Below are 24,995 nucleotides of genomic sequence, written 5' to 3'. Positions count from 1 at the left end.
CCGGGCGCACATGTCCCTGGTAGACACGGCGCCCGTCCAGTTGGTCACAACTGGACGGGCGCCGTGGTTCCTACGCCTTACAGCTCGGTGACCGAGCCACCGGCGGCGGCGATCTTCTCCTTGGCCGACGCGCTGAACGCGTGCGCCGACACCTGGAGCGTCACCCCACCGAGGTCACCGGTGCCGAGAACCTTCACCGGCTGGCCCTTGCGGACCGCGCCGGCCTCGACCAGCTCGACCGGGCCGACCTGGCCGCCGTTCGGGAAGAGTTCGGCGAGCCGGTCCAGGTTGACCACCTGGTAGGTCACCTTGAACTTGTTCTTGAAGCCCTTCAGCTTCGGCAGGCGCATGTGGATGGGCATCTGCCCACCCTCGAACGCCGCCGAGATGTTCTTACGGGCCTTGGAACCCTTGGTACCGCGACCGGCGGTCTTGCCCTTGGAGCCCTCACCGCGACCCACCCGGGTCTTGGCGGTCTTGGCCCCCGGCGCCGGGCGCAGGTGGTGGACCTTGATCGTCATTACTCGACCTCCTCGACCTTCACGAGGTGGCTCACGGTGAAGATCATGCCGCGAATCTCGGGCCGGTCCTCCTTGACCACCACGTCGTTGATCCGCTTGAGACCGAGCGACCGCAGCGAGTCACGCTGGTTCTGCTTGGTCCCGATCTCGGACCGGACCTGGGTGACCTTCAGGCGCGCCATCAGGAAGCCACCCCCGCCCGCGTCGCCAGCATGGCCGCCGGCGCGACGTCCTCCACCGGCAGGCCACGACGGGCGGCCACGGCCTCCGGCGACTCCAGCGACTTCAGAGCCGCCACGGTGGCGTGCACGATGTTGATCGGGTTGGACGAGCCGAGGCTCTTGGAGAGCACGTCGTGGATGCCCGCGCACTCCAGCACGGCACGCACCGGCCCACCGGCGATGACACCCGTACCGGCCGAGGCCGGCTTGAGCAGCACCACACCGGCGGCGTCCTCGCCCTGCACCGGGTGCGGGATCGACTGGCCGATCCGCGGCACCTTGAAGAAGTGCTTCTTGGCCTCCTCGACGCCCTTGGCGATCGCCGCGGGCACCTCCTTGGCCTTTCCGTAGCCCACGCCGACCGTGCCGTCGCCGTCGCCCACGATCACCAGGGCGGTGAAGCTGAAGCGACGACCACCCTTCACGACCTTGGCGACGCGGTTGATCGCGACGACCCGCTCGAGGTGCGGGGTCTTCTCGACGGGCGCGTTTCCGCGGCCGCCCTCACGGCGGTTGTCGCGGCGACCACCCTCGTTGCCACCGGACCCGCCGCCACGGCGCTGTTGACCTGGCATCAGCAGCCTTCCTTCTCTCTCGTGACGGGGTTACTAGAACTCGAGCCCGGCTTCGCGGGCGGCGTCGGCAAGCGCGGCGACCCGCCCCGCGTACCGGTTGCCACCGCGGTCGAAGACGACCTTGGAGACGCCGGCGGCCTTGGCCCGCTCGGCGAGCAGGGCGCCCACCTTGCCGGCGAGGGCGCTCTTGTCACCCTCGGTGCCGCGCAGCGACGCGTCCATCGTCGACGCCGACGCCAGGGTGTGACCCTTGGTGTCGTCGACGACCTGGGCGACGATGTGCCGCAGCGAACGGGTGACGACCAGACGCGGACGCTCGGCCGTACCCGTGACGTTCTTGCGGACGCGGAAGTGCCGACGCGCACGCCCGATGGCGCGCTTGGCGGCAACGCCGCGGCGGCGCTTGAGGAGCGTGGCGCTCACTTCTTACCTGCCTTTCTCACGGCCTGACGGCCGGCGGATGACCTCGCCCTGGTGCTGCTGGCCGCGATCACTTCTTGCCCGCCTTACCAGCCTTGCGGCGGATGACCTCGCCCTGGTACTTGATGCCCTTGCCCTTGTAGGGCTCCGGCGGGCGGATCTTCCGGATGTTCGCGGCGATCTCACCGACCTGCTGCTTGTCGATGCCGGCGATGTGGAACAGCGTCGGGCGCTCCACCGTGAAGGTGATGCCCTCCGGCGCCGCCACGGTCACCGGGTGCGAGAAGCCGAGGGCGAACTCGAGGTCCTTGCCCTTGGCGGTCACGCGGTAACCGGTGCCGGCGATCTCCAGGCTCTTCCGGTACCCCTCGGTCACGCCGACGATCATGTTGGCGACCAGGGTCCGGCTGAGGCCGTGCAGTTCCTTCGACTTGCGCTCGTCGTCGGGCCGGTTGACGGACAGCTGACCGTCCTCGGCCCGCTCGATGGTGATCGGCTCGGCCAGGGTGTGGGCCAGCTCGCCCTTCGGGCCCTTGACCTTGATGGTCCGGCCGTCGATCGTCACGTCGACGCCGGCTGGCACCGGGATCGACTTACGTCCAATACGCGACATTTCTACCTGTCTCCCGTTACCAGACGAAGGCGAGGACTTCCCCGCCAACGCTCCGCTTGCGGGCCTGCCGGTCGGTGAGCAGCCCCTGGGACGTCGAAATGATCGCCACGCCCAGCCCACCGAGCACCCGAGGAAGCTCGCCCGACTTGGCGTACACCCGCAGACCGGGCTTGGACACCCGCTTGATCCCGGCCAGGCTCCGCTCCCGGTTCTGGCCGTACTTCAGCTCGACGACCAGTCGCTTGCCGACGGCGCCCTCCTCGGGCTCCTCGACCGACCAGGTGGAGATGTAGCCCTCGGACTTGAGGACCTCGGCGATGTTCGCCTTGATCTTCGAGTAGGGCATGGTCACCCGGTCGTGGTACGCCTGGTTGGCGTTACGCAGACGCGTGAGCATGTCTGCGATCGGGTCGGTCATCGTCATGGATTTCGTCAACCTTTCTCGCCGGGGTTCCCGCGATTCGGCCGCAGGCCTACGGCGAAGAGACAGTGCAGCTGACGCGCGGAGCGCGCCGGGCTATTACCAGGAAGCCTTGGACACGCCGGGCAGCTCACCGCGGTGGGCCATCTCCCGGATGCACACCCGGCAGAGGCCGAACTTGCGGTAGACCGCCTTCGGACGCCCGCACCGCTGGCAGCGCGTGTACGCGCGAACCGAGAACTTCGGCTTCGCGGCCGCCTTCAGGATCAGCGCCTTCTTGGCCATCTCAGTTCTCCTTGAACGGGAAGCCCAGAAGCTTCAGCAGCTCCCGGCCCTCGTCGTCGGTCGTGGCGGTGGTGACCACCGTGATGTCCATGCCCCGCTGGCGATCGATCTTGTCCTGGTCGATCTCGTGGAACACCGACTGCTCGGTCAGACCGAAGGTGTAGTTGCCGTGGCCGTCGAGCTTGCGCCCGTCCAGACCGCGGAAGTCGCGGATACGCGGCAGCGCGATCGAGAGCAGACGGTCCAGGAACTCCCACATCCGGTCGCCGCGCAGGGTCACCTTCGCGCCGATCGGCATGCCCTCGCGGAGCTTGAACTGCGCGATGGACTTGGTCGCCCGCCGCACCTGCGGCTTCTGACCGGTGATCGTGGCCAGGTCGCGGACGGCGCCGTCGATCAGCTTGGCGTCCCGGGCGGCCTCGCCGACACCCATGTTGACGACGATCTTGACCAGCCGCGGCACCTGCATCGGGTTGCCGTAGTTGTACTGCTCACGCAGCTTGGCCACGATCTCGTTGCGGTACCGCTCCTTGAGGCGCGGCATGGTCTTGGTTTCGGTAGCCGTGGTCATCACAGGTCCTTACCGGTGCTACGCGCGATGCGGACCTTCTGGCCGTTGTCGTCAACCCGGTAACCGACGCGGGTCGGCTTGCCGTCGGAGTCCAGGACCATCACGTTCGACACGTGGATCGGGGCCTCCTGGGTGACGATGCCACCGGTCTTGGCGCCACGCTGGGTGGTGCTGATGCGGGTGTGCTTCTTGACCCGGTTCACGCCCTCGACCAGGACCTTGTCCTGCCGCGGGTAGGCCGCGATGACCTTGCCCTTGGCGCCCTTGTCCTTGCCGGCGATGACGATGACCGTGTCGCCCTTCTTGACCTTCACGGTCACAACACCTCCGGCGCGAGGGAAATGATCTTCATGAACCGCTTGTCCCGCAGCTCGCGGCCGACCGGGCCGAAGATACGGGTACCGCGCGGGTCCCCACCGTCCTTGATGATGACGGCGGCGTTCTCGTCGAAGCGGATGTACGACCCGTCCGGGCGCCGCTTCTCCTTGGCGGTGCGAACGACGACGGCCTTGACGACGTCGCCCTTCTTCACACCGGCACCCGGGATCGCGTCCTTGACGGTGGCCACGATGACGTCGCCGATGCTCGCGTAGCGCCGACCGGAGCCACCGAGAACCCGGATGCACAGGATCTCCCGAGCACCCGTGTTGTCGGCGACGCGCAGTCGCGACTCCTGCTGAATCACGTCTATCTCCTATGTCTGCCGGTTCTCCGGCCGCCGCAGCGGCCGGAGCCTGGCGGAACCCGCGCCCGACGCGACGCCGGGCGAGCTCGAAGCCTTCGCTACTTGGCCTTTTCCAGGATCTCCACGAGCCGCCAGCGCTTGGTGGCGGACAGCGGCCGGGTCTCCATGATCAGGACCCGGTCGCCGATGCCGGCGCTGTTCTGCTCGTCGTGCACCTTGAGCTTGCTGGTCCGGCGCATGATCTTGCCGTACAGCGCGTGCTTGACCCGGTCCTCGACCTCGACCACGACGGTCTTGTCCATCTTGTCGCTGACCACCAGGCCCTCACGGACCTTCCGGCGGCCCCGCGTCTCGGCGGTGGCGGTGGTGGTGTTCTCGCTCATCCTGCAGTCACCTCAGTCGGCGCGGCCGAGAGCCCCAGCTCGCGCTCGCGCATGATCGTGTAGATCCGGGCGATCTCCCGACGGATGACCTGCAGCCGCCGGTTGTTGTCCAGCTGACCGGTCGCGGCCTGCACGCGGAGGTTGAACAGCTCCGCCTTGGCCTCACGCAGCCTCGTGACCAGCTCCTCCTCGGAGAGCTCACGCAGCTCGGAGGCCTTAACGCCCGCTGCCATCAGGACTCACCCACTTCGCGCGTCACAATGCGGCACTTCATCGGGAGCTTGTGGATCGCGCGACGCATCGCCTCTCGCGCGATCTGCTCGTTGGGGAAGGACATCTCGAAGAGGACCCGCCCCGGCTTGACGTTGGCGACCCACCACTCGGGCGAGCCCTTACCGGAACCCATCCGGGTTTCCGCCGGCTTCTTGGTCAGGGCCTGGTCCGGGAAGATCGTGATCCAGACCTTGCCGCCACGCTTGATGTGACGGGTCATCGCGATACGCGCCGACTCGATCTGCCGGTTGGTCACGTACGCCGGCTCGAGAGCCTGGATCCCGAACTCGCCGAACACCACCCGGTTGCCACCCTTGGACGCGCCGCTGCGGTCCGGGTGGTGCGGCTTGCGGAAGCCCTTCGGGGGCTTGCGCGGCATCAGCATCTGTCAGCCCTCCTGCTGCGTTTCTGCCGCGGCGGCGACGGCGGCGGGATCCACCGCGTCGCCACTCGGCGTCTCGGCCTGCTGCGCGAGCGTGGTCGCGGCAGCCCGGCCGGCCTCGGTACCGCCGGCGGTGGTGCCGGACGAACCCGACCGACCACGGCGCGGCCGCTCGGGCCGGTCGCCACGGTCACGGCGCGGGCGGGACGGACCGGCCTCGGCCGGGGCCTCCCGGCCCGGGACCGCGTCGCCCTTGTAGATCCAGACCTTCACGCCGATGCGGCCGAAGGTGGTACGGGCCTCGAAGAAGCCGTACTCGATGTTGGCCCGCAGCGTGTGCAGCGGGACCCGGCCCTCGCGGTAGAACTCCGTGCGGCTCATCTCGGCGCCACCGAGGCGACCCGAGACCTGCACCCGGATGCCCTTGCAGACCGGGTTCTTCATGGCCGACTGCATGGCCTTGCGCATCGCCCGACGGAAGCTGACCCGGCTGGAGAGCTGCTCGGCCACGCCCTGCGCGACGAGCTGCGCGTCCGACTCGGGGTTCTTCACCTCGATGATGTTGAGCTGGACCTGCTTGCCGGTCAGCTTCTCGAGCCGGCCGCGGATCTTGTCGGCCTCCGCACCCTTACGGCCGATGACGATGCCCGGCCGGGCGGTGTGGATGTCGACGCGGACCCGGTCCCGGGTGCGCTCGATGTCGACCTTGGAGATCCCGGCGCGCTCGAGCCCCTGGGACATCATCCGGCGGATCTTGACGTCCTCGCCGATGTAGTCCTTGTAGAGCTTGTCCGCGAACCAGCGGGACTTCCAGTCGGTCGAGATACCGAGCCGGAACCCGTGCGGGTGAACCTTCTGACCCATTACTCCGCGCCCTCCGTGTTGCTCTGCGTCTCGGCCGGCGCGGCCTTCTCCGCCGGAGCCGTCTTCTTCGCGGCCTTACGCGGCGTGGCCGGCGCGACGGCCTCGACCGCCACCGTGATGTGGCAGGTGCGCTTGCGGATCCGGTACGCCCGGCCCTGCGCCCGCGGCTGGAACCGCTTCATCGTCGGGCCCTCGTCCACGTACGCCTCGCTGACGAGCAGCGCGTCGGGGTCCAGCCGCTCGTTGTTCTCCGCGTTGGCGATCGCGCTGGCGAGCACCTTGTACACCTGCTCGCTCGCAGCCTGCGGCGCGAACTGCAGCACCGTGAGCGCCTCCTTCGCGGGCAGGCCGCGGACGAGGTTGACCACCCGGCGCGCCTTCATCGGCGAGATGCGCACGTACCGCGCAACCGCCCGCGCGCCCGGAAGCACCGGAGCGTCGCCCTTTCCTGGCATCGCTGTAACCCCTTGATCCTCTATCCGTATGCCCGCGGCGTCAGCGCCGACGGCTCTTCCGGTCGTCCTTCTCGTGACCCTTGAACGTGCGGGTCAAAGCGAACTCGCCGAGCTTGTGCCCGACCATCGCCTCGGTCACGAACACCGGGACGTGCTTGCGTCCGTCGTGCACGGCGATCGTGTGCCCGAGCATCTCCGGGATGATCGTCGAGCGCCGCGACCAGGTCTTGATGACGTTCTTGGTGCCCTTGTCGTTCTGCGTCTCCACCTTCTTGAGCAGGTGGTCGTCTACGAACGGGCCCTTCTTCAGGCTGCGAGGCATAAGTCAGCTCTCCTGTTAGCCGCGCTTGCGGGTGGCGTAGCGGCGACGGACGATCAGCCGGTCACTCGGCTGGCCCTTACGACGGGTCCGACCCTCGGGCTTACCCTGCGGGTTGACCGGGTGGCGACCACCGGAGGTCTTACCCTCACCACCACCGTGCGGGTGGTCGACCGGGTTCATGGCGACACCACGGACGGTCGGGCGCTTGCCCTTCCACCGCATGCGGCCGGCCTTACCCCAGTTGATGTTCGACTGGTCGGCGTTGCCGATCTCGCCGACGCTGGCCCGGCACCGCACGTCGACACGCCGGATCTCACCCGACGGCATACGCAGGGTCGCGTACGCGCCCTCACGGCCGAGCAGCTGGATGCCGACGCCGGCCGAGCGGGCCAGCTTGGCCCCGCCGCCCGGACGCAGCTCCACGTTGTGGATGGTGGTACCGACCGGGATGTTGCGCAGCGGCAGGTTGTTGCCCGGCTTGATGTCGGCGCTCGGACCCGACTCGACGACGTCGCCCTGCTTCAGGTCCTTCGGCGCGATGATGTAGCGCTTCTCGCCGTCGGCGTAGTGCAGCAGCGCGATACGCGCGGTGCGGTTCGGGTCGTACTCGATGTGGGCGACCTTCGCCGGCACGCCGTCCTTGTCGACCCGCTTGAAGTCGATCAGACGGTACTGCCGCTTGTGGCCACCACCGTGGTGCCGCGTGGTGATCCGGCCGTGGGCGTTGCGACCGCCCTTCTTCGGCAGCGGAGCCAGGAGCGACTTCTCGGGCGTCGACCGGGTGATCTCGGCGAAGTCGGCGACGCTGGAGCCGCGCCGGCCCGGCGTCGTCGGCTTGTACTTACGGATAGCCATTGTCTACACCCCTCAGCTGACCGGGCCGCCGAAGGCCTCGATACGGTCACCGTCAGCCAGCTTCACCATCGCCCGCTTGATGTCCTTGCGCTTACCGAACCCGGTACGGGTGCGCTTGCGCTTGCCCTCGCGGTTGAGCGTGTTGACCGTCAGGACGCGGACGTTGAAGATCTGCTGGATAGCGATCTTGATCTCGGTCTTGTTCGCGTCCGGGTGCACCAGGAAGGTGTACCAGTTGCGGTTCAGCTCGCTGTAGCTCTTCTCCGAGACGACCGGCGCGACGATGATGTCCCGCGGGTCGGCGATCGTGCTCACTTGTCACCCTCCTCGGTGGTCTCGGCCGGAACGCCGAGGAACTCGTCCAGGGCGTCCTTCGTGAAGACCACGTCGTCGGCCACCAGCACGTCGTACGTGTTCAGCTGGCCGGCCTCGATCAGGTGCACCCGCGGCTCGTTGCGCAGCGACACCCAGTTCAGCTCGTCGGTGCTGCTCAGCACGACCAGCACCCGGCGGGCGGTGGTCAGCTTCGCCAGCGTGGCCAGGGCGGCCTTGGTCGACGGCTTCTCGCCGGCGACGAACGCCTCGACCACGTGCACCTGCCCGGCGCGCGCCCGGTCGGAGAGGGCGCCACGCAGCGCGGCGGCCTTCATCTTCTTCGGGGTGCGCTGGCTGTAGTCGCGCGGCACGGGACCGTGCACCACGCCACCGCCGGCGAACTGCGGCGCGCGGATCGAGCCCTGGCGGGCACGACCGGTGCCCTTCTGCTTGTAGGGCTTCTTGCCGCCACCGGCGACCTCGCCGCGGGTCTTGGCCTTGTGCGTGCCCTGCCGGGCCGCCGCCAGCTGCGCCACCACGACCTGGTGCATCAGCGCGACGTTGGCCTGGACGTCGAAGATGTCGGCCGGCAGCTCGACGGAGCCGCTCTTGGCGCCTTCGACGGTGAGGACGTCAACGGTGGTCACTTGGCCACACCGCCCTTCTTCGCCTTGGTCTTGGCCGCGGAGCGGACCAGGACCAGCGCGCCCTTGGGACCGGGGATGGCACCACGGACGAGCAGGAGGTTGTTGTCGGTGTCGACAGCCTGGACGGTCAGGTTCTGGACGGTGTAGCGCACGCCACCCATCCGGCCCGCCATCCGGGTGCCCTTGAAGACGCGACCCGGGGTGGCGCAGGCGCCGATCGAGCCGGGCGAGCGGTGCTTGCGCTCGACACCGTGGCTGGCCCGCAGACCGTGGAAGCCGTGCCGCTTCATCGGGCCGGCGTAGCCCTTGCCCTTGGTCTTGCCGGTCACGTCGACCGACATGCCGACCGGGAACTCCTCGACCGTGACCTCCTGGCCCGGCGAGTAGTCGGCGGCGTCGGTGGTGCGCAGCTCCACGATGTGCCGGCGCGGCGCCACGTTCGCCTTGGCGTAGTGCCCGGTGATGGGCTTCTTCACCTTCCGCGGGTTGATCGCGCCGTACGCGAGCTGGATCGCGGAGTAACCGTCCTTGTCGGCGTCACGAACCTGGCTGACGACGCACGGGCCGGCCTGCACCACGGTCACGGGGACAACGCGGTTGTTGTCCCAGACCTGGGTCATGCCGAGCTTGGCGCCCAGGATCCCCTTAACTTGCCTGTCCATTTGTCCGGTCCCTACAGCTTGATCTCGATGTCGACGCCAGCCGGCAGGTCGAGGCGCATGAGCGAGTCGACCGTCTTGGGGGTCGGGTCGATGATGTCGATCAGCCGCTTGTGCGTACGCATCTCGAAGTGCTCGCGCGAGTCCTTGTACTTGTGCGGCGAGCGGATGACGCAGAAACGGTTGATCTCCGTGGGCAGCGGCACCGGGCCAGCGACCTGCGCCCCGGTACGCGTCACCGTCTCGACGATCTTCCGAGCCGAGGAGTCGACGACCTCGTGGTCATAGGCCTTGAGCCGGATGCGGATCTTCTGTCCCGCCATGGTGGCTTCTGTTCCTTCTCTCGATGCCGCTGTGTTGCGGGCGCCTGCACCGGCTGGTACAGGCCCACTTCCGCCGACCCCCGCGGTCGGGCGTGTCGCGCCCTCGGGCCAGGCTCCGCCCCTAGCTCCTGAGCGGTCCGACCACGCGGTGGGTCAAGGCGTCGATCGCGATACCGCGACCTGAACGCCGTGCGAGGGTGGTTGGCGGCTCTGCCGCCAACCACCCCGCTCGACTGTCCCGCCGCCCGGCGGTTCGGCTCAGCCGAACACGGACGGCGAACTGCCGTTACGCAACCTGACTAGTATGCCGCACGACCGGCGGCGGGTCTAATCGGGGTTACCCAGCTCACTTGATGATCTTGGTGACGAACCCGGCGCCGACGGTGCGGCCACCCTCGCGGATCGCGAACTTGAGGTTCTCCTCCATGGCGATGGGCTGGATCAGCTTCACCGTCATGGTGGTGTTGTCACCCGGCATGACCATCTCGGTGCCCTCGGGGAGCGTGACGACACCGGTGACGTCCGTGGTCCGGAAGTAGAACTGCGGACGGTAGTTCTGGAAGAACGGGGTGTGCCGGCCACCCTCCTCCTTGGAGAGGATGTAGACAGTCGCCTCGAACTCCGTGTGCGGGGTCGTGGTGCCCGGCTTGATGACCACCATGCCGCGCTCGACGTCCTCGCGCTTGATGCCGCGCAGCAGCAGACCGACGTTCTCACCCGCGCGGGCCTCGTCGAGCAGCTTGCGGAACATCTCGATGCCGGTGCAGACCGTCTTCTGCGACTTCTCGCGGATACCGACGATCTCCACCTCCTCGTTCGGCTTGAGGACGCCGCGCTCGACGCGACCGGTGACGACGGTGCCACGACCGGTGATCGTGAAGACGTCCTCGATCGGCATCAGGAACGGCTTGTCGGTCTCGCGCTCCGGCTGCGGGATCGCGGTGTCGACCGCGGTCATCAGGTCGAGCAGCTTCTGGGTCCACTCGGGGTCGCCCTCGAGCGCCTTCAGCGCGGACACCCGGACGACCGGCAGGTCGTCACCCGGGTACTCCTGCGACGAGAGCAGCTCGCGGACCTCGAGCTCGACGAGCTCCAGGAGCTCCTCGTCGTCGACCATGTCGCTCTTGTTGAGCGCCACGACGATGTACGGCACGCCGACCTGACGGGCCAGCAGCACGTGCTCGCGGGTCTGCGGCATCGGGCCGTCGGTCGCCGCCACCACCAGGATCGCGCCGTCCATCTGGGCGGCACCGGTGATCATGTTCTTGATGTAGTCGGCGTGACCGGGGCAGTCGACGTGCGCGTAGTGACGCGCCTCGGTCTGGTACTCGACGTGCGCGATCGAGATCGTGATGCCGCGGGCCTTCTCCTCCGGCGCCTTGTCGATCTCGTCGAACGGCGTGTACGGGTTCAGGTCCGGGTACTGGTCGTGCAGGACCTTGGTGATGGCCGCCGTCAGCGTCGTCTTACCGTGGTCGATGTGACCAATGGTGCCGATGTTGACGTGCGGCTTAGTCCGCTCGAACTTCGCCTTCGCCACTGGTGTCCTCCTGTGGACTGTTTGGTTCGTACGCCCGGCGCGCCGTTCGGCGCTTAGGACTCTGTCGACAGCCTTTCCGGCCTTGCGACCGGAGAGCTTTCCGTGGGTTCTGCGGCGGTGAAGCCTACAGGCCCGGTCTCACACAGCTCGACCGTGGTGGTCGCGGGCGGAAGGAACCTCCCGCGACCACCGACGGTTCATCAGCTCAGGTGAGCGTCACTCACCCGTCGCCTTGGCGATGATCTCCTTCGCCACGCTGGCCGGAACCTCGGCGTAGGAGTCGAACTGCATGCTGTAGCTAGCCCGGCCCTGGGTCTTCGACCGCAGGTCGCCGACGTAGCCGAACATCTCCGACAACGGCACCAGGGCGCGGACGACGCGGGCACCGCCGCGCTCCTCCATCGCCTGGATGATGCCACGGCGGGAGTTGAGGTCGCCGATGACGTCACCCATGTTCTCCTCAGGAGTGGTGACCTCAACGGCCATCATCGGCTCGAGCAGCGCCGGGTCGGCCTTGCGGGCCGCCTCCTTCAGCGCCATCGAGCCGGCGATCTTGAACGCCATCTCGGACGAGTCGACCTCGTGGTACTGGCCGTCCACCAGCGTCAGCTTGACACCCACCAGCGGGAAGCCGGCGAGAATGCCGTACTGCATGGCGTCCTGGGCGCCCGCGTCCACCGACGGGATGAACTCCCGGGGGATGCGGCCACCGGTGACGGCGTTCGCGAACTCGTAGGTCGGGGAGTCGTTGTCCAGCGGCAGCGGCTCCAGGCTGATGATGACCCGGGCGTACTGGCCGGAACCACCGGTCTGCTTCTTGTGGGTGTACTCGACCTTCTCCACCGCGCGGCGGATGGTCTCGCGGTACGCCACCTGCGGCTTACCGATGTTCGCCTCGACGTTGAACTCGCGGCGCATCCGGTCGACCAGGATGTCCAGGTGCAGCTCGCCCATGCCGGAGATGACCGTCTGGCCGGTCTCCTCGTCCAGCTTGACGCGGAAGGTCGGGTCCTCCTCGGCCAGCCGCTGGATGGCGGTGCTGAGCTTCTCCTGGTCGGCCTTGGTCTTCGGCTCGATGGCGACCTCGATGACCGGCTCCGGGAAGGTCATCGACTCCAGGATGACCGGGTTCGCCGGGTCGCACAGGGTGTCACCGGTGGTGGTCTGCTTCAGACCCTGGACCGCGATGATGTCGCCAGCCTTGGCGGAGCTGCGCTCCTCCCGCTTGTTGGCGTGCATCTGGTAGATCTTGCCGATCCGCTCCTTGCGGTCCTTCGTGGAGTTCACCACCTGAGCGCCGGACTCGATCACACCGGAGTAGACCCGGACGTAGGTCAGCTTGCCCAGGTGCTTGTCCGTCTGGATCTTGAACGCGAGCGCGGAGAACGGCTCCGAGGTGGAGGGCTTCCGCTGCATCGGGGTCTCACCGTCGGTCGCGGTGCCCTCGATCGCCGGAACGTCCAGCGGCGACGGCAGGTAGTCGACCACGGCGTCCAGCATCGGCTGGATGCCCTTGTTCTTGAAGGCGGAGCCACAGAGCACCGGGTTGGCCTTGCCGGCGATGGTGGCGCGCCGGATGGCGGCCTTGATCGCCTCGACGGAGATCTCCTCGCCCTCCAGGTACTTCTCCATCACCGAGTCGTCGACGTCGGCCAGGGTCTCCATGAGCTTCTCGCGCCACTCGGCCGCGGCGTCGGCCAGCTCGGCCGGGATCTCCTCGATCGCGTAGTCCTCACCCTTCTGGGTCTCCCCGCGCCAGGTGAGGGCGCGCATGCCGATCAGGTCGACGACACCGATGTGGTCGGCCTCGGTCCCGATCGGAATCTGGAGCACCAGCGGGGTGGCGTTCAGCCGGTCGATCATCATCTGCACGCAGCGGAAGAAGTCGGCGCCGGTCCGGTCGAGCTTGTTGACGAAGCACATCCGGGGGACGTTGTACTTGTCCGCCTGGCGCCAGACGTTCTCGGTCTGCGGCTCCACACCGGCGACACCGTCGTACACGGCAACCGCGCCGTCCAGGACTCGCAGCGACCGCTCCACCTCGACCGTGAAGTCGACGTGGCCGGGCGTGTCGATGATCTGGATCGTGTGGCCCTTCCACTCGCACTTGGTGGCGGCGGAAGTGATGGTGATACCGCGCTCCTGCTCCTGCTCCATCCAGTCCATGACGGCAGCGCCCTCGTGGACCTCACCGATCTTGTAGGTGATACCGGTGTAGAACAGGATCCGCTCGGTGGTAGTGGTCTTACCGGCATCGATGTGCGCCATGATGCCGATGTTGCGTACGTTGGCGAGCGCGTCTGCGGCGGCCACTTCAATCCCTACTTATCGTCGTCTCGACTCAACTGGTGGCGGTTCCGGCGCCTCGTGAGCGCCGGAACCAGGGTGTTACCAGCGGTAGTGCGCGAAGGCCTTGTTGGACTCGGCCATCTTGTGCGTGTCCTCACGCCGCTTGACGGCGGCACCGAGGCCGTTGCTCGCGTCCAGCAGCTCGTTCATCAGCCGCTCGATCATGGTCTTCTCGCGGCGGGCGCGGGCGTAGGTCACCAGCCAGCGCAGGCCGAGCGTGGTCGCGCGCGCCGGCCGGACCTCGACCGGGACCTGGTAGGTGGCGCCACCAACGCGACGGCTGCGGACCTCGAGCGTCGGCTTCACGTTGTCCATCGCCCGCTTCAGCGTGACGACGGGGTCGGTGCCGGACTTCTCGCGGCAGCCCTCGAGGGCCGCGTACACGATGCGCTCGGCGAGCTGCCGCTTGCCGCGCAGCAGGATCTTGTTCACCAGCTGGGTGACCAGCGGCGAGTTGTACACCGGGTCAGCGACCAGCGGCCGCCGCGGAGCGGGTCCCTTACGCGGCATGTCAGCTCTTCTCCTTCTTCGCGCCGTAACGGCTGCGCGCCTGCTTGCGGTTACGGACGCCCTGGGTGTCCAGCGAACCGCGGACGATCTTGTAACGCACGCCGGGGAGGTCCTTCACCCGGCCGCCACGGACGAGCACGATCGAGTGCTCCTGCAGGTTGTGCCCGACGCCCGGGATGTAGGCGGTCACCTCGATCTGGCTGCTGAGCTTGACACGAGCGACCTTGCGCAGCGCCGAGTTCGGCTTCTTCGGGGTGGTGGTGTACACGCGGGTGCACACGCCGCGCCGCTGAGGGGAACCCTTCAGCGCCGGGGTCTTGGTCTTGCTCGTCTTCGCCTGGCGGCCCTTTCGGACCAGCTGCTGGATCGTGGGCACCGGGTTTCTCCGCTCCCTTCGACCGCGATGTCGCGGCCGCGCCGTCTGCCGTAGCCGACCGGGTGATCGGCTCTCCTACATTCCGACCAGGGCCACCTCACGGAGGTCCCGGCACCCGCGGTCGGGCGTGTCGCCCAGGTCACGGGTTCCGGTGCCATCGCTGACGCGCGCACCGGGTCTGTCACCGGCACGCGGGTCGCCCCGCACCGGGTCTTTGGCTTTGCCGTGCTGCCGCCCGAACTCCGGGAGCACCGGAACCAGCGCACGCACGAGTTGCCCGGGCAGGCCCGGGCACAAGGGGAAAGGGTACCTACCACAGCCGCCCAGGTCAAAACGGAGTGGTCCGCCGAACCACGCCGCCGCGGCCGTCGGGGTCTGTCCCGCCTGCGCGCCCCTGATGGGCACCTACGAATACAAGTGTACCGGCTTCCCGGGCGTACGACCCGTCGGCCCCGCGAGCCCGCGCCGGCCCCACGCTCCCCCGGTGACCCGATCCGGACAATCGGAGCGAAGAACCCGGCGCTGACCAGGCTCGGCCAATTCGTCGTCACCAGTCCGTACCCCGCCGGTCAACGGAGTGTCACCGTCCGTACGGCTCGGGGTGACACGACTCACGACGGTCCCGACGAGCCGGTCGCACCGCCGGGCTTCCCAACCGGCCGCGACCGCCGGTCCGACCGCCGCCTTCTCCGGCCAGCGGCGGTCGGGCCGCTCGCCGTCAGGACAGCGAGACCAACAGCGCCAGCCCCATGCCGAGCAGGCTGAGCGCCAGGCCGGTCCCGCCGCAGCTGATCCCCGCCAGGGCGAGCCCGCGGCCCGTGAAGCGTACGGCGGGCGGCGGCGACGGTCGGCGGATCTGGCGCAGGCCGAGGAGCCCCGCGACGATCGCCCCGGTGCCGGTGAGCACGCCGAGCAGGGCGAAGGCACCGGCCGCCCACACCCCCGTCCAGCTCTGCCCGGCGAGGCCCGAGCAGATGACGAGGACCGAGACCAGGATCGAGACGACGCCCGCCACCAGCGCCCCGGTCGCGAGCCCGGAGGTCACCGGTGGCACGTCGAGATGCACCACGCCGAACGGGGTGCCGGCCACCGGCTCGACCCGCTTCGGCGCCAGGCGCTCGGCGTCTGCCGGCGGCGGCACGTGCGAGACCGGCGGAGCGCCCCAGCTCGGCGCCCCCGGCGCGCCCCACGACCCCGGCCCGGCAAGGGCGGGTACCGGCGCCGGCGCCGGCCATCCGGCGGGCGGCGCCCCCTGGCCCGGACCCGCGGGCGGGCCCCAACCCGGGGGCGGCACTCCCTGGCCCGGACCCCAACCCGGGGGCGGGCCCGACGGCGGGGCCGCGCTCCACCCTGCGGGTGGCCCACCCGGTGCCGAGGTGGGAGTCGCACTCCAGCCCGCGGGCGGTGCGCCCTGGCCCGCGCTCGCGGGCGGTGCGCCCTGACCCGCGCTCGCGGGCGGGCCCCAACCCGGGGGCGGCGCACCCCAGTTCGACGGCCCCGGCGTTCCCCAGGAACCGGCTCCCGGTGCCGATCCGCCGCCGGGACCGGGCGGCGCACCCGCACCGGAGCGCCCGCCGTGAGCGCTCGACGGGTCCGGCGGCGTTCCGGGCGGAACCGCCGCCCCTGCCTGCGACGCACCCGGCGCGGGTTCCGCGGGGGACCACACGACGGGGGTCGGCCCCGGCGCGGCCCAGGGCGACGGCGGAGGCGGCGTCGGCGCACCCGGTGGCGGCGCGGTGGCGGCCGGCTGACCAGAGGCGGACGCCGGGTGCGGATCGTCCGACGCCCCGCTGCCCTGCTCGCCCACCGATTCCGCGGCGTCGTCCGGGAGGTCGGACGGCCGGGTGTGATCACCCGACGGGGGCCGCGCCGGATCCGTCACGAGTGCTCCTCCTCGATCTCCACCGTCACACGCGACGGACACGGGCCAGGCTACCGCCGGAGGTCGCGCCGTCCGCGCCGGGCGCGAACCGCTCCCCCGGCCGGATCAGTCGACGTTCGACGGGAAGTCGTGGCCGACCGGTGCCTCCGCCAGCCGGACCACCGCTACCACCACGACGGCCACCAGGGTGACGGCCGCCAGCACCAGGCCCGTCCAGGCCAGCCGCTCCCCGCGCCGCAGCCAGGCCGCGCCGGTGAGGAAACCCCCCGAGGCGTACGCCTCGCGGCGCGCCTGCCGGGCCAGCTGCAGCGCCACGGTGGCCGGCACCACCCCGCCGATGAAGAGGCCGGTCAGCGCGGCCATCAGCCCGAGCGCGAAGACGGCCCGGGCCTTCGTGGCGCGGGACGGGTCGGGGTCGAGCGGGTGGCGCGACCCCTGGTCCGCGACGGGCACCTGCCCGGGTGCGGTCATCATGCCCCCATCATGCCGAACCGGGCCGGGGCGCGTACCGGTCCGGATACGACGAGGCCCCCGGCGGATGCCGGGGGCCTCGTCGTCCGTGCTGGTTAGCGGTACGACCCGAAGTCGAAGTCGTCCAGCGGAACCGCCTGCCCGCTGGCCGGCCCGAAGCCGTAGTCGGTCTCCGGGTAACCGGTCATCGAGTAGACCTTGGCCTTCGCCTCCTCGGTCGGCTCGACCCGGACGTTGCGGTACTTGCTGATGCCCGTACCGGCCGGGATGAGCTTACCGATGATCACGTTCTCCTTGAGGCCGATCAGCGAGTCGCTGCGGGCGTGGATCGCCGCGTCCGTCAGCACCCGGGTGGTCTCCTGGAAGGAGGCCGCAGACAGCCAGGAGTCCGTGGCCAGCGAGGCCTTGGTGATGCCCATCAGCACCGGGCGACCCGCCGCGGGCTCGCCGCCCTCGGAGACGAGCCGGCGGTTCTCCGACTCGAACAGCGCCCGGTCGACCAGCACACCCGGCAGGAACTCGGTCGAGCCGGAGTCGATGACCGTCACCCGCTTGAGCATCTGGCGGATGATGATCTCGATGTGCTTGTCGTGGATGAGCACGCCCTGCGACCGGTAGACCTCCTGGACCTCCTGGGTCAGGTGGACCTGGACCGCCCGCGGGCCGAGGATGCGGAGCAGCTCGTGCGGGTCGATGGTGCCCTCGGTGAGCTTCTCGCCGACCTCGACGTGCTGGCCGTCCTGGGTCCGCAGCCGGACGCGCTTGGAGATCTTGTCGTAGACGATCTCGTCGCTGCCGTCGTCCGGCACCACGATGATCTTCCGCGACCGCTCGCCGTCCTCGATCCGGATCCGGCCCGGGGTGTCCGCGATGGGCGCCTTGCCCTTCGGGACGCGGGCCTCGAAGATCTCCTGGACACGCGGCAGACCCTGGGTGATGTCCTCACCCGCGACACCACCGGTGTGGAAGGTACGCATCGTCAGCTGCGTACCCGGCTCACCGATCGACTGGGCGGCGATGATGCCGACCGCCTCGCCGACGTCCACGGTCTTGCCGGTCGGCAGCGAGCGGCCGTAGCACGCACCGCAGACGCCCAGCTTCGACTCGCAGGTGAGGACGCTGCGCACGCGCACCGTCTCCACCCCGGCCGCCACGATCTTGTCGACCAGGATCGAGTTGATGTCCGCGCCCCGCTCGGCGACGACGGTGCCGTCCGGCCCCTTGATGTCGTCGGCGAGGGTACGGGCGTGCACGCTGGTCTCGGCGTGCTCGTGCACGACCAGCTTGCCGTCGATCCGCTCACCGATCTGCATCGGGATGGCCCGGTCGGTGCCGCAGTCCTCCTCGCGGATGATGACGTCCTGCGAGACGTCCACCAGACGACGGGTCAGGTAACCCGAGTCGGCGGTCCGCAGCGCGGTGTCGGCGAGACCCTTGCGGGCACCGTGCGTGGAGATGAAGTACTCCAGCACGGAGAGACCCTCCCGGTAGCTGGCCTTGATCGGCCGCGGGATGATCTCGCCCTTCGGGTTGGCCACCAGACCACGGATCGCCGCGATCTGCCGGAGCTGGAGCAGGTTACCGCGGGCACCCGAGTTGATCATCTTCCACAGCGGGTTCTCCTGCGGCAGCGCGGTGTCCATCTCCTTGGCGACCTCGTTGGTCGCCTTGGTCCAGATCTCGATGAGCTCGCCGCGACGCTCCTCGGCGGTCATCAGACCACGCTGGTACTGCTTGTCGATCCGGTCGGCTTCCTTCTCGTACCGCTCCAGGATCTCCGCCTTGCGCGGCGGAGCGATGACGTCCTCCATGCCGATCGTCACGCCGGACCAGGTGGCCCAGTGGAAACCGGCCTCCTTGAGCCCGTCGAGGGTGGCCGCGAGAGCCACCTTCGGGAAGCGCTCGGCGAGGTCGTTGACGATCGCGGAGAGCTGGCCCTTACGGATCTCGTAGTTCACGAAGCGGTAGCCCGGAGGCAGCGTCTCGTTGAACAGGACCCGGCCGAGCGTGGTCTCCACGGTCACCGGCTCACCCTCGACCCAGCCCTCGGGCGCGGTCCAGGGCTCGGCACCGGCGCCGTTGTCGACACCGACGATGTCGCGCAGCCGGATCCGGACCGGAGCCTGCAGGTGCAGCTCGCCGTTGTCGTACGCCATCCGCGCCTCGGCGTCCGAGCTGAACGCCCGGCCCGCACCCTTCTCGTCCGGGGTGAGGTGGGTGAGGTGGTACAGGCCGATGACCATGTCCTGGGTGGGCATGGTGACGGGCTTGCCGTCGGCCGGCTTGAGGATGTTGTTCGACGACAGCATCAGGATCCGCGCCTCGGCCTGGGCCTCGGCGGACAGCGGCACGTGGACCGCCATCTGGTCACCGTCGAAGTCGGCGTTGAACGCGGTGCAGACCAGCGGGTGGATCTGGATGGCCTTGCCCTCGACCAGCTGCGGCTCGAAGGCCTGGATGCCCAGGCGGTGCAGGGTGGGCGCACGGTTGAGCAGCACCGGGTGCTCGCCGATGACCTCTTCCAGCACGTCCCACACGACCGGCCGCTGCCGCTCGACCATCCGCTTGGCGGACTTGATGTTCTGCGCGTGGTTGAGGTCCACCAGCCGCTTCATCACGAACGGCTTGAACAGCTCCAGCGCCATCTGCTTGGGCAGACCGCACTGGTGCAGCTTGAGCTTCGGGCCGACCACGATGACCGAACGGCCGGAGTAGTCGACGCGCTTGCCCAGCAGGTTCTGGCGGAACCGGCCCTGCTTGCCCTTGAGCATGTCGGAGAGCGACTTCAGCGGACGGTTACCCGGCCCGGTGACCGGCCGGCCACGACGGCCGTTGTCGAACAGCGCGTCGACGGCCTCCTGGAGCATCCGCTTCTCGTTGTTGACGATGATCTCGGGCGCGCCGAGGTCGATCAGTCGCTTGAGGCGGTTGTTCCGGTTGATCACCCGGCGGTACAGGTCGTTGAGGTCGGAGGTCGCGAAGCGGCCACCGTCCAGCTGCACCATCGGACGCAGGTCCGGCGGGATGACCGGCACGCAGTCCAGCACCATGCCGAGCGGCGAGTTGCGGGTGTTCAGGAACGCCGCCACGACCTTGAGCCGCTTGAGCGCCCGGATCTTCCGCTGCCCCTTGCCGGTGCGGATGGTCTCGCGGAGGCTCTCGGCCTCGGCGTCGAGGTCCATGTTCTGGACCAGCGCCTTGATCGCCTCGGCGCCCATGCCGCCGGTGAAGTACTCGCCGAACCGGTCCCGCAGCTCGCGGTAGAGCAGCTCGTCGGTGACCAGCTGCTTCGGCTCCAGCTTGCGGAAGGTGTCCAGCACCTCGTCGAGGCGGTCGATCTCGCGCTGGGCCCGGTCGCGGATCTGGCGCATCTCGCGCTCTCCGCCCTCCTTGACCTTGCGCCGCACGTCCGCCTTGGCACCCTCGGCCTCCAGCTCGGCCAGGTCGGCCTCGAGCTTGGCGGCCCGCTTCTCGATCTCCGAGTCGCGGCTGTTCTCCGCCTGCCGCTTCTCGGCGAGGATCTCGTTCTCGATCGTCGAGAGGTCGCGGTGACGCGCCTCGGCGTCCACGCTCGTCACGACGTACGAGGCGAAGTAGATGATCTTCTCGAGATCCTTGGGGGCGAGGTCCAGCAGGTAGCCCAGCCGGCTCGGCACGCCCTTGAAGTACCAGATGTGGGTCACCGGAGCGGCCAGCTCGATGTGCCCCATCCGCTCACGACGGACCTTGGAGCGGGTCACCTCGACGCCGCAGCGCTCGCAGATGATGCCCTTGAACCGGACGCGCTTGTACTTACCGCAGTAGCACTCCCAGTCCCGCTGCGGACCGAAGATCTTCTCGCAGAAGAGCCCGTCCTTCTCCGGCTTCAGGGTGCGGTAGTTGATCGTCTCCGGCTTCTTCACCTCGCCGTGCGACCACTGACGGATGTCGTCGGCGGTCGCCAGGCCGATCCGCAACTCGTCGAAAAAGTTGACGTCGAGCACGTTATATATCCCTCACACGTCGCTTTGTTGCGCCAGCAGCTCATCGGGGTCGGGCTCCGGGGGCGGTCGCCCGCCCCCGGAGCCTCGACGTCACACTTCCTCGACCGAGCTCGGCTCGCGCCGGGACAGGTCGATGCCCAGCTCCTCAGCGGCCCGGAACACCTCGTCGTCGGTCTCGCGCATCTCCAGGGCCACGCCGTCGCTGGAGAGCACCTCGACGTTGAGGCACAGCGACTGCAGCTCCTTGAGCAGCACCTTGAACGACTCCGGGATGCCCGGCTCCGGGATGTTCTCGCCCTTGACGATGGCCTCGTAGACCTTCACCCGGCCGAGAACGTCGTCGGACTTGATCGTCAGCAGCTCCTGCAGGGCGTACGCGGCGCCGTACGCCTGCATCGCCCAGCACTCCATCTCACCGAAGCGCTGACCACCGAACTGCGCCTTACCACCCAGCGGCTGCTGCGTGATCATCGAGTACGGGCCGGTCGACCGGGCGTGGATCTTGTCGTCGACCAGGTGGTTGAGCTTCAGGATGTAGATGTAGCCCACCGCGATCGGGTCCGGCAGCGGCTCGCCGGAGCGGCCGTCGAAGAGCCGCGCCTTGCCGCTGCGGCCGATCATCTGGTTGCCGTCCCGGTTGGGCAGCGTCGCCTCGAGCAGACCGGCGATCTCCTCCTCGCGGGCACCGTCGAAGACCGGGGTGGCCACATTGGTGTCCGGCTCGGACTCGTCAGCGCCGATCGCCTTGAGCTGCCGCTTCCACTCCTCGTCCTCGCCCTCGACCTTCCAACCGGTCTTGGCCACCCAGCCGAGGTGCGTCTCCAGCACCTGGCCGATGTTCATCCGGCTCGGCACACCCAGCGGGTTGAGCACGATGTCGACCGGGGTGCCGTCCTCGAGGAACGGCATGTCCTCGATCGGGAGGATCTTGGAGATGACGCCCTTGTTGCCGTGCCGGCCGGCGAGCTTGTCACCGTCCTGGATCTTCCGCTTCTGGGCGACGTAGACCCGGACCAGCTCGTTCACACCCGGAGGCAGCTCGTCGCCGTCCTCGCGGGAGAAGGTACGCACGCCGATGACCGTGCCGGTCTCACCGTGCGGCACCTTCAGCGAGGTGTCCCGGACCTCGCGCGCCTTCTCGCCGAAGATCGCGCGGAGCAGCCGCTCCTCCGGGGTCAGCTCGGTCTCACCCTTCGGGGTGACCTTGCCGACCAGGATGTCGCCGGGGACGACCTCGGCGCCGATCCGGATGATGCCGCGCTCGTCGAGGTCGGCGAGCATCTCCTCGCTGACGTTCGGGATGTCGCGGGTGATCTCCTCCGGACCGAGCTTGGTGTCCCGGGCGTCGACCTCGTGCTCCTCGATGTGGATCGAGGTGAGCACGTCCTGCTGCACGAGGCGCTGCGACAGGATGATCGCGTCCTCGTAGTTGTGGCCCTCCCAGGTCATGAACGCCACGAGCAGGTTGCGCCCGAGCGCCATCTCGCCCTCGTCGGTGCACGGACCGTCGGCGATGACCTGGCCGGCCTCGACGCGGTCGCCCTCGAAGACGACCGGCTTCTGGTTGACGCAGGAGCCGGCGTTGGAGCGGCGGAACTTGTGCAGCAGGTACGTCCGGCGGTGGCCGTCGTCCTGGTGCACGGTGATGTAGTCGGCGCAGAGGTCCTCGATGACGCCACCGACCTCGGCGACCACCACGTCACCGGCGTCGACCGCCGCGCGGTACTCCATGCCGGTGCCGACGAGCGGCGACTCGGCCTTGACCAGCGGCACCGCCTGGCGCTGCATGTTCGCGCCCATGAGCGCCCGGTTGGCGTCGTCGTGCTCGAGGAACGGGATCATCGCCGTCGCGACCGAGGTCATCTGCCGCGGCGAGACGTCCATGTAGTCCACGGCCGCCGGCGGCACGTCCTCGGTCTCGCCGCCCTTACGGCGGACCAGGACGCGGTCCTCGGCGAAGGACCCGTCGGCCTTCAGCGGCGCGTTGGCCTGCGCCTTGACGTAGCGGTCCTCCTCGTCCGCGGTCAGGTAGTCGATCTGGTCGGTGACCCGACCGTCGACGACCTTCCGGTACGGCGTCTCGATGAAGCCGAACGGGTTGACCCGGGCGAAGGTGGACAGCGCGCCGATCAGACCGATGTTCGGGCCTTCCGGCGTCTCGATCGGGCACATCCGGCCGTAGTGGGACGGGTGCACGTCACGGACCTCGAAGCCGGCCCGCTCGCGGGACAGACCACCCGGGCCGAGCGCGCTCAGCCGGCGCCGGTGGGTGAGGCCCGCCAGCGGGTTGGTCTGGTCCATGAACTGGGACAGCTGCGACGTGCCGAAGAACTCCTTGATCGCCGCCACCACCGGGCGGATGTTGATCAGGGTCTGCGGCGTGATCGCCTCGACGTCCTGGGTGGTCATCCGCTCGCGGACGACCCGCTCCATCCGGGACAGGCCGACCCGGACCTGGTTCTGGATCAGCTCGCCGACCGTGCGCAGGCGCCGGTTGCCGAAGTGGTCGATGTCGTCGGCCTCGTAGCCCTCCTCACCGGCGTGCAGCCGGCAGAGGTACTCCACGGTGGCGACGATGTCGTCCTCGGTCAGCGTGCCGGTGGTGATCGGCACGTCGATCTCGAGCTTCTTGTTGAACTTGTATCGGCCGACCTTGGCCAGGTCGTACCGCTTCGCGTTGAAGAAGAGGTTGTCGAGCAGGGTCTGCGCGTTCTCACGCGTCGGCGGCTCGCCGGGGCGCAGCTTGCGGTAGATGTCGAGCAGCGCCTCGTCCTGGCCGGCGATGTGGTCCTTCTCGAGCGTGGTCATCATCAGCTCGGACCAGCCGAACCGCTCACGGATCTGCTCGTTGGACCAACCGATGGCCTTGAGCAGGACCGTGACGGCCTGCCGGCGCTTGCGGTCGATGCGGACACCGACCGTGTCGCGCTTGTCGATGTCGAACTCCAGCCAGGCACCCCGGCTCGGGATGACCTTGACGCTGGAGAGGTCGCGGTCGGAGGTCTTGTCCGGCTGCTTGTCGAAGTAGACGCCCGGGGACCGGACGAGCTGGCTGACCACGACACGCTCGGTGCCGTTGATGATGAAGGTGCCCTTCGGCGTCATCATCGGGAAGTCACCCATGAACACCGTCTGGCTCTTGATCTCGCCAGTGGTGTTGTTGGTGAACTCCGCGGTCACGAAGAGCGGGGCGCAGTAGGTGAGGTCCTTCTCCTTGCACTCCTCGATCGAGGCCTTGACCTCGTCAAAGCGCGGAGCCGAGAAGGAGAGCGACATGGTGCCGGAGAAGTCCTCAATGGGACTGATCTCGTCGAGGATCTCCGCGAGACCCGAGCGTGCGTGCGGGTCGTCCGCCGACCGGCCCTGCCAAGCCTCGTTGCCGACCAGCCAGTCGAAGGACTCGGTCTGGATGGCGAGGAGGTTGGGGACCTCGAGGTGTTCGGTGATCCTGCCGAATGAAACTCGGCGGGGAGCGAAAGCGCTCGACGTACGACTGGTCTTCGCAGGGCGGGAAGCTGCCAAGATGCGTCCTTCCGAGGACCGGTGCTGCAGAACGGCTGGTACGCGTGCACTCCAATGACCCCACCAGAAATAGCCGTAAACGGACATTTCCGAGCAGGGGTCAAGTCGGAAGGCAGCGCAAACTAGCAGTGTAGCCGAGAGGCTAACCGCTGTCCAGCCCACCCCGGCAGGTCATCGCGGAACGTGCTCCGGGACCCCGAAAACCGGGTCATCCGGGCCGCTCGGAACGCAATGTTCCCGCCGGGCCGCTCGGGTGCCGCGGCCGATGGTGCCGCCGCTGCATTACCCGCCTGGTGGCCGTCGCAAGCGCGGAAGGTCTTGCTGTTGTCAGCGTGCCTGGCGGCCCGGTGCCACGTCAAGGGCCGACCTCCGGGTCGCCGCGTCTTTCCCGCCGGGCCGGCCCGCCGGCCCACCACCGCCGGGCGCCGTCGTGCCCGTGGACGCCCTGCTCACGTGCGCTGCCGCCGGGTCCGCCAACGCGACGGGCGGCGACCCGTTGTCGGATCGCCGCCCGCCGCAGCGCGGAGTGTGCCCCGGCTCACGTGAACCGGACACGCGCGGGTGGTGCTCAG

Annotated in this window: 29 protein-coding genes; all 29 read right to left on the bottom strand. The window is 68.8% G+C overall.

Annotated features, from left to right (window positions below; translation table 11 throughout):
* Nucleotides 1-77 precede the first annotated feature (77 nt).
* Nucleotides 78-521, bottom strand: coding sequence for a 50S ribosomal protein L15 (gene rplO / locus SM573_RS09250; RefSeq protein WP_474611058.1), 444 nt, complete (start codon nucleotides 519-521; stop codon nucleotides 78-80).
* Complete coding sequence (gene rpmD / locus SM573_RS09245; protein ID WP_120330645.1) at nucleotides 521-703, bottom strand: 50S ribosomal protein L30; 183 nt, start codon at nucleotides 701-703, stop codon at nucleotides 521-523. Before rpmD ends, rplO begins: the two co-directional genes overlap by 1 nt.
* Complete coding sequence (gene rpsE, locus SM573_RS09240) at nucleotides 703-1,317, bottom strand: 30S ribosomal protein S5 (RefSeq protein ID WP_076466656.1); 615 nt, start codon at nucleotides 1,315-1,317, stop codon at nucleotides 703-705. The genes rpmD and rpsE overlap by 1 nt, the downstream gene beginning before the upstream one ends.
* Before the next feature lie 33 nt (nucleotides 1,318-1,350).
* Nucleotides 1,351-1,740: a 50S ribosomal protein L18 gene (rplR, locus tag SM573_RS09235; protein ID WP_474611059.1), complete on the bottom strand. Its 390-nt coding sequence runs from the start codon at nucleotides 1,738-1,740 to the stop codon at nucleotides 1,351-1,353.
* 67 nt (nucleotides 1,741-1,807) lie between these two features.
* Nucleotides 1,808-2,350: a 50S ribosomal protein L6 gene (gene rplF / locus SM573_RS09230; protein WP_474611060.1), complete on the bottom strand. Its 543-nt coding sequence runs from the start codon at nucleotides 2,348-2,350 to the stop codon at nucleotides 1,808-1,810.
* A 16-nt stretch (nucleotides 2,351-2,366) separates the two neighbouring features.
* The gene (gene rpsH, locus SM573_RS09225) at nucleotides 2,367-2,774 is read right to left on the bottom strand and encodes a 30S ribosomal protein S8 (RefSeq protein WP_474611061.1); all 408 of its coding nucleotides are present in this window, start codon (nucleotides 2,772-2,774) and stop codon (nucleotides 2,367-2,369) included.
* Between the two features lie 96 nt (nucleotides 2,775-2,870).
* Complete coding sequence (locus tag SM573_RS09220; RefSeq protein WP_007073023.1) at nucleotides 2,871-3,056, bottom strand: type Z 30S ribosomal protein S14; 186 nt, start codon at nucleotides 3,054-3,056, stop codon at nucleotides 2,871-2,873.
* Between the two features lies 1 nt (nucleotide 3,057).
* Entirely contained in the window at nucleotides 3,058-3,627 is a 570-nt protein-coding gene (rplE, locus tag SM573_RS09215; RefSeq protein ID WP_474611062.1) for a 50S ribosomal protein L5, read from the bottom strand.
* On the bottom strand, nucleotides 3,627-3,947 hold the full coding sequence (rplX, locus tag SM573_RS09210; RefSeq protein WP_474611063.1) for a 50S ribosomal protein L24: 321 nt from the start codon (nucleotides 3,945-3,947) through the stop codon (nucleotides 3,627-3,629). The genes rplE and rplX overlap by 1 nt, the downstream gene beginning before the upstream one ends.
* The gene (gene rplN / locus SM573_RS09205) at nucleotides 3,944-4,312 is read right to left on the bottom strand and encodes a 50S ribosomal protein L14 (RefSeq protein WP_007073026.1); all 369 of its coding nucleotides are present in this window, start codon (nucleotides 4,310-4,312) and stop codon (nucleotides 3,944-3,946) included. Before rplN ends, rplX begins: the two co-directional genes overlap by 4 nt.
* A 98-nt stretch (nucleotides 4,313-4,410) precedes the next feature.
* The gene (rpsQ, locus tag SM573_RS09200) at nucleotides 4,411-4,695 is read right to left on the bottom strand and encodes a 30S ribosomal protein S17 (RefSeq protein WP_474611064.1); all 285 of its coding nucleotides are present in this window, start codon (nucleotides 4,693-4,695) and stop codon (nucleotides 4,411-4,413) included.
* On the bottom strand, nucleotides 4,692-4,928 hold the full coding sequence (gene rpmC, locus SM573_RS09195) for a 50S ribosomal protein L29 (RefSeq protein WP_120330652.1): 237 nt from the start codon (nucleotides 4,926-4,928) through the stop codon (nucleotides 4,692-4,694). The genes rpsQ and rpmC overlap by 4 nt, the downstream gene beginning before the upstream one ends.
* A complete protein-coding gene (gene rplP, locus SM573_RS09190) occupies nucleotides 4,928-5,353 on the bottom strand; it encodes a 50S ribosomal protein L16 (RefSeq protein ID WP_007465292.1) in 426 nt (141 codons plus the stop codon). Before rplP ends, rpmC begins: the two co-directional genes overlap by 1 nt.
* A gap of 3 nt (nucleotides 5,354-5,356) precedes the next feature.
* Nucleotides 5,357-6,214 carry a 30S ribosomal protein S3 gene (rpsC, locus tag SM573_RS09185; RefSeq protein WP_132349957.1) on the bottom strand — a complete coding sequence of 286 codons (858 nt, stop codon included), beginning with the start codon at nucleotides 6,212-6,214 and terminating at the stop codon, nucleotides 5,357-5,359.
* Nucleotides 6,214-6,669, bottom strand: coding sequence for a 50S ribosomal protein L22 (rplV, locus tag SM573_RS09180; RefSeq protein WP_474611065.1), 456 nt, complete (start codon nucleotides 6,667-6,669; stop codon nucleotides 6,214-6,216). The genes rpsC and rplV overlap by 1 nt, the downstream gene beginning before the upstream one ends.
* A 40-nt stretch (nucleotides 6,670-6,709) precedes the next feature.
* Nucleotides 6,710-6,991, bottom strand: coding sequence for a 30S ribosomal protein S19 (rpsS, locus tag SM573_RS09175; RefSeq protein WP_161685909.1), 282 nt, complete (start codon nucleotides 6,989-6,991; stop codon nucleotides 6,710-6,712).
* Nucleotides 6,992-7,006: 15 nt separating this feature from the next.
* Nucleotides 7,007-7,846 (bottom strand): 50S ribosomal protein L2, encoded by an 840-nt coding sequence (gene rplB / locus SM573_RS09170; RefSeq protein ID WP_120330656.1) that lies wholly within the window; start codon nucleotides 7,844-7,846, stop codon nucleotides 7,007-7,009.
* Nucleotides 7,847-7,858: 12 nt separating this feature from the next.
* The gene (rplW, locus tag SM573_RS09165) at nucleotides 7,859-8,161 is read right to left on the bottom strand and encodes a 50S ribosomal protein L23 (RefSeq protein WP_474611066.1); all 303 of its coding nucleotides are present in this window, start codon (nucleotides 8,159-8,161) and stop codon (nucleotides 7,859-7,861) included.
* Entirely contained in the window at nucleotides 8,158-8,808 is a 651-nt protein-coding gene (gene rplD / locus SM573_RS09160; RefSeq protein ID WP_474611067.1) for a 50S ribosomal protein L4, read from the bottom strand. The genes rplW and rplD overlap by 4 nt, the downstream gene beginning before the upstream one ends.
* Complete coding sequence (gene rplC / locus SM573_RS09155) at nucleotides 8,805-9,470, bottom strand: 50S ribosomal protein L3 (RefSeq protein ID WP_474611068.1); 666 nt, start codon at nucleotides 9,468-9,470, stop codon at nucleotides 8,805-8,807. Before rplC ends, rplD begins: the two co-directional genes overlap by 4 nt.
* 11 nt (nucleotides 9,471-9,481) lie before the next feature.
* Nucleotides 9,482-9,790, bottom strand: coding sequence for a 30S ribosomal protein S10 (rpsJ, locus tag SM573_RS09150; protein WP_007073037.1), 309 nt, complete (start codon nucleotides 9,788-9,790; stop codon nucleotides 9,482-9,484).
* A gap of 346 nt (nucleotides 9,791-10,136) precedes the next feature.
* A complete protein-coding gene (tuf, locus tag SM573_RS09145; protein WP_474611069.1) occupies nucleotides 10,137-11,330 on the bottom strand; it encodes an elongation factor Tu in 1,194 nt (397 codons plus the stop codon).
* A 216-nt stretch (nucleotides 11,331-11,546) separates the two neighbouring features.
* Nucleotides 11,547-13,643 carry an elongation factor G gene (fusA, locus tag SM573_RS09140; RefSeq protein WP_474611070.1) on the bottom strand — a complete coding sequence of 699 codons (2,097 nt, stop codon included), beginning with the start codon at nucleotides 13,641-13,643 and terminating at the stop codon, nucleotides 11,547-11,549.
* A gap of 75 nt (nucleotides 13,644-13,718) precedes the next feature.
* Complete coding sequence (rpsG, locus tag SM573_RS09135) at nucleotides 13,719-14,189, bottom strand: 30S ribosomal protein S7 (RefSeq protein WP_474611071.1); 471 nt, start codon at nucleotides 14,187-14,189, stop codon at nucleotides 13,719-13,721.
* A 1-nt stretch (nucleotide 14,190) separates the two neighbouring features.
* Complete coding sequence (gene rpsL, locus SM573_RS09130) at nucleotides 14,191-14,565, bottom strand: 30S ribosomal protein S12 (RefSeq protein ID WP_014440718.1); 375 nt, start codon at nucleotides 14,563-14,565, stop codon at nucleotides 14,191-14,193.
* Nucleotides 14,566-15,283: 718 nt separating this feature from the next.
* Nucleotides 15,284-15,655, bottom strand: coding sequence for a hypothetical protein (locus SM573_RS09125; RefSeq protein WP_474611487.1), 372 nt, complete (start codon nucleotides 15,653-15,655; stop codon nucleotides 15,284-15,286).
* Between the two features lie 897 nt (nucleotides 15,656-16,552).
* Nucleotides 16,553-16,921, bottom strand: coding sequence for a hypothetical protein (locus SM573_RS09120; protein WP_474611072.1), 369 nt, complete (start codon nucleotides 16,919-16,921; stop codon nucleotides 16,553-16,555).
* Nucleotides 16,922-17,013: 92 nt separating this feature from the next.
* Nucleotides 17,014-20,901, bottom strand: a complete 3,888-nt coding sequence (locus tag SM573_RS09115; RefSeq protein ID WP_474611073.1) for a DNA-directed RNA polymerase subunit beta' — start codon at nucleotides 20,899-20,901, stop codon at nucleotides 17,014-17,016.
* Nucleotides 20,902-20,991: 90 nt separating this feature from the next.
* Nucleotides 20,992-24,423, bottom strand: coding sequence for a DNA-directed RNA polymerase subunit beta (gene rpoB / locus SM573_RS09110; protein WP_474611074.1), 3,432 nt, complete (start codon nucleotides 24,421-24,423; stop codon nucleotides 20,992-20,994).
* Nucleotides 24,424-24,995 lie beyond the last annotated feature (572 nt).

The organism is Micromonospora xinjiangensis (assembly GCF_056150165.1).
Note: the sequence above shows the minus strand (reverse complement) of the source record. Positions and strands in the feature narration are given on the sequence as shown.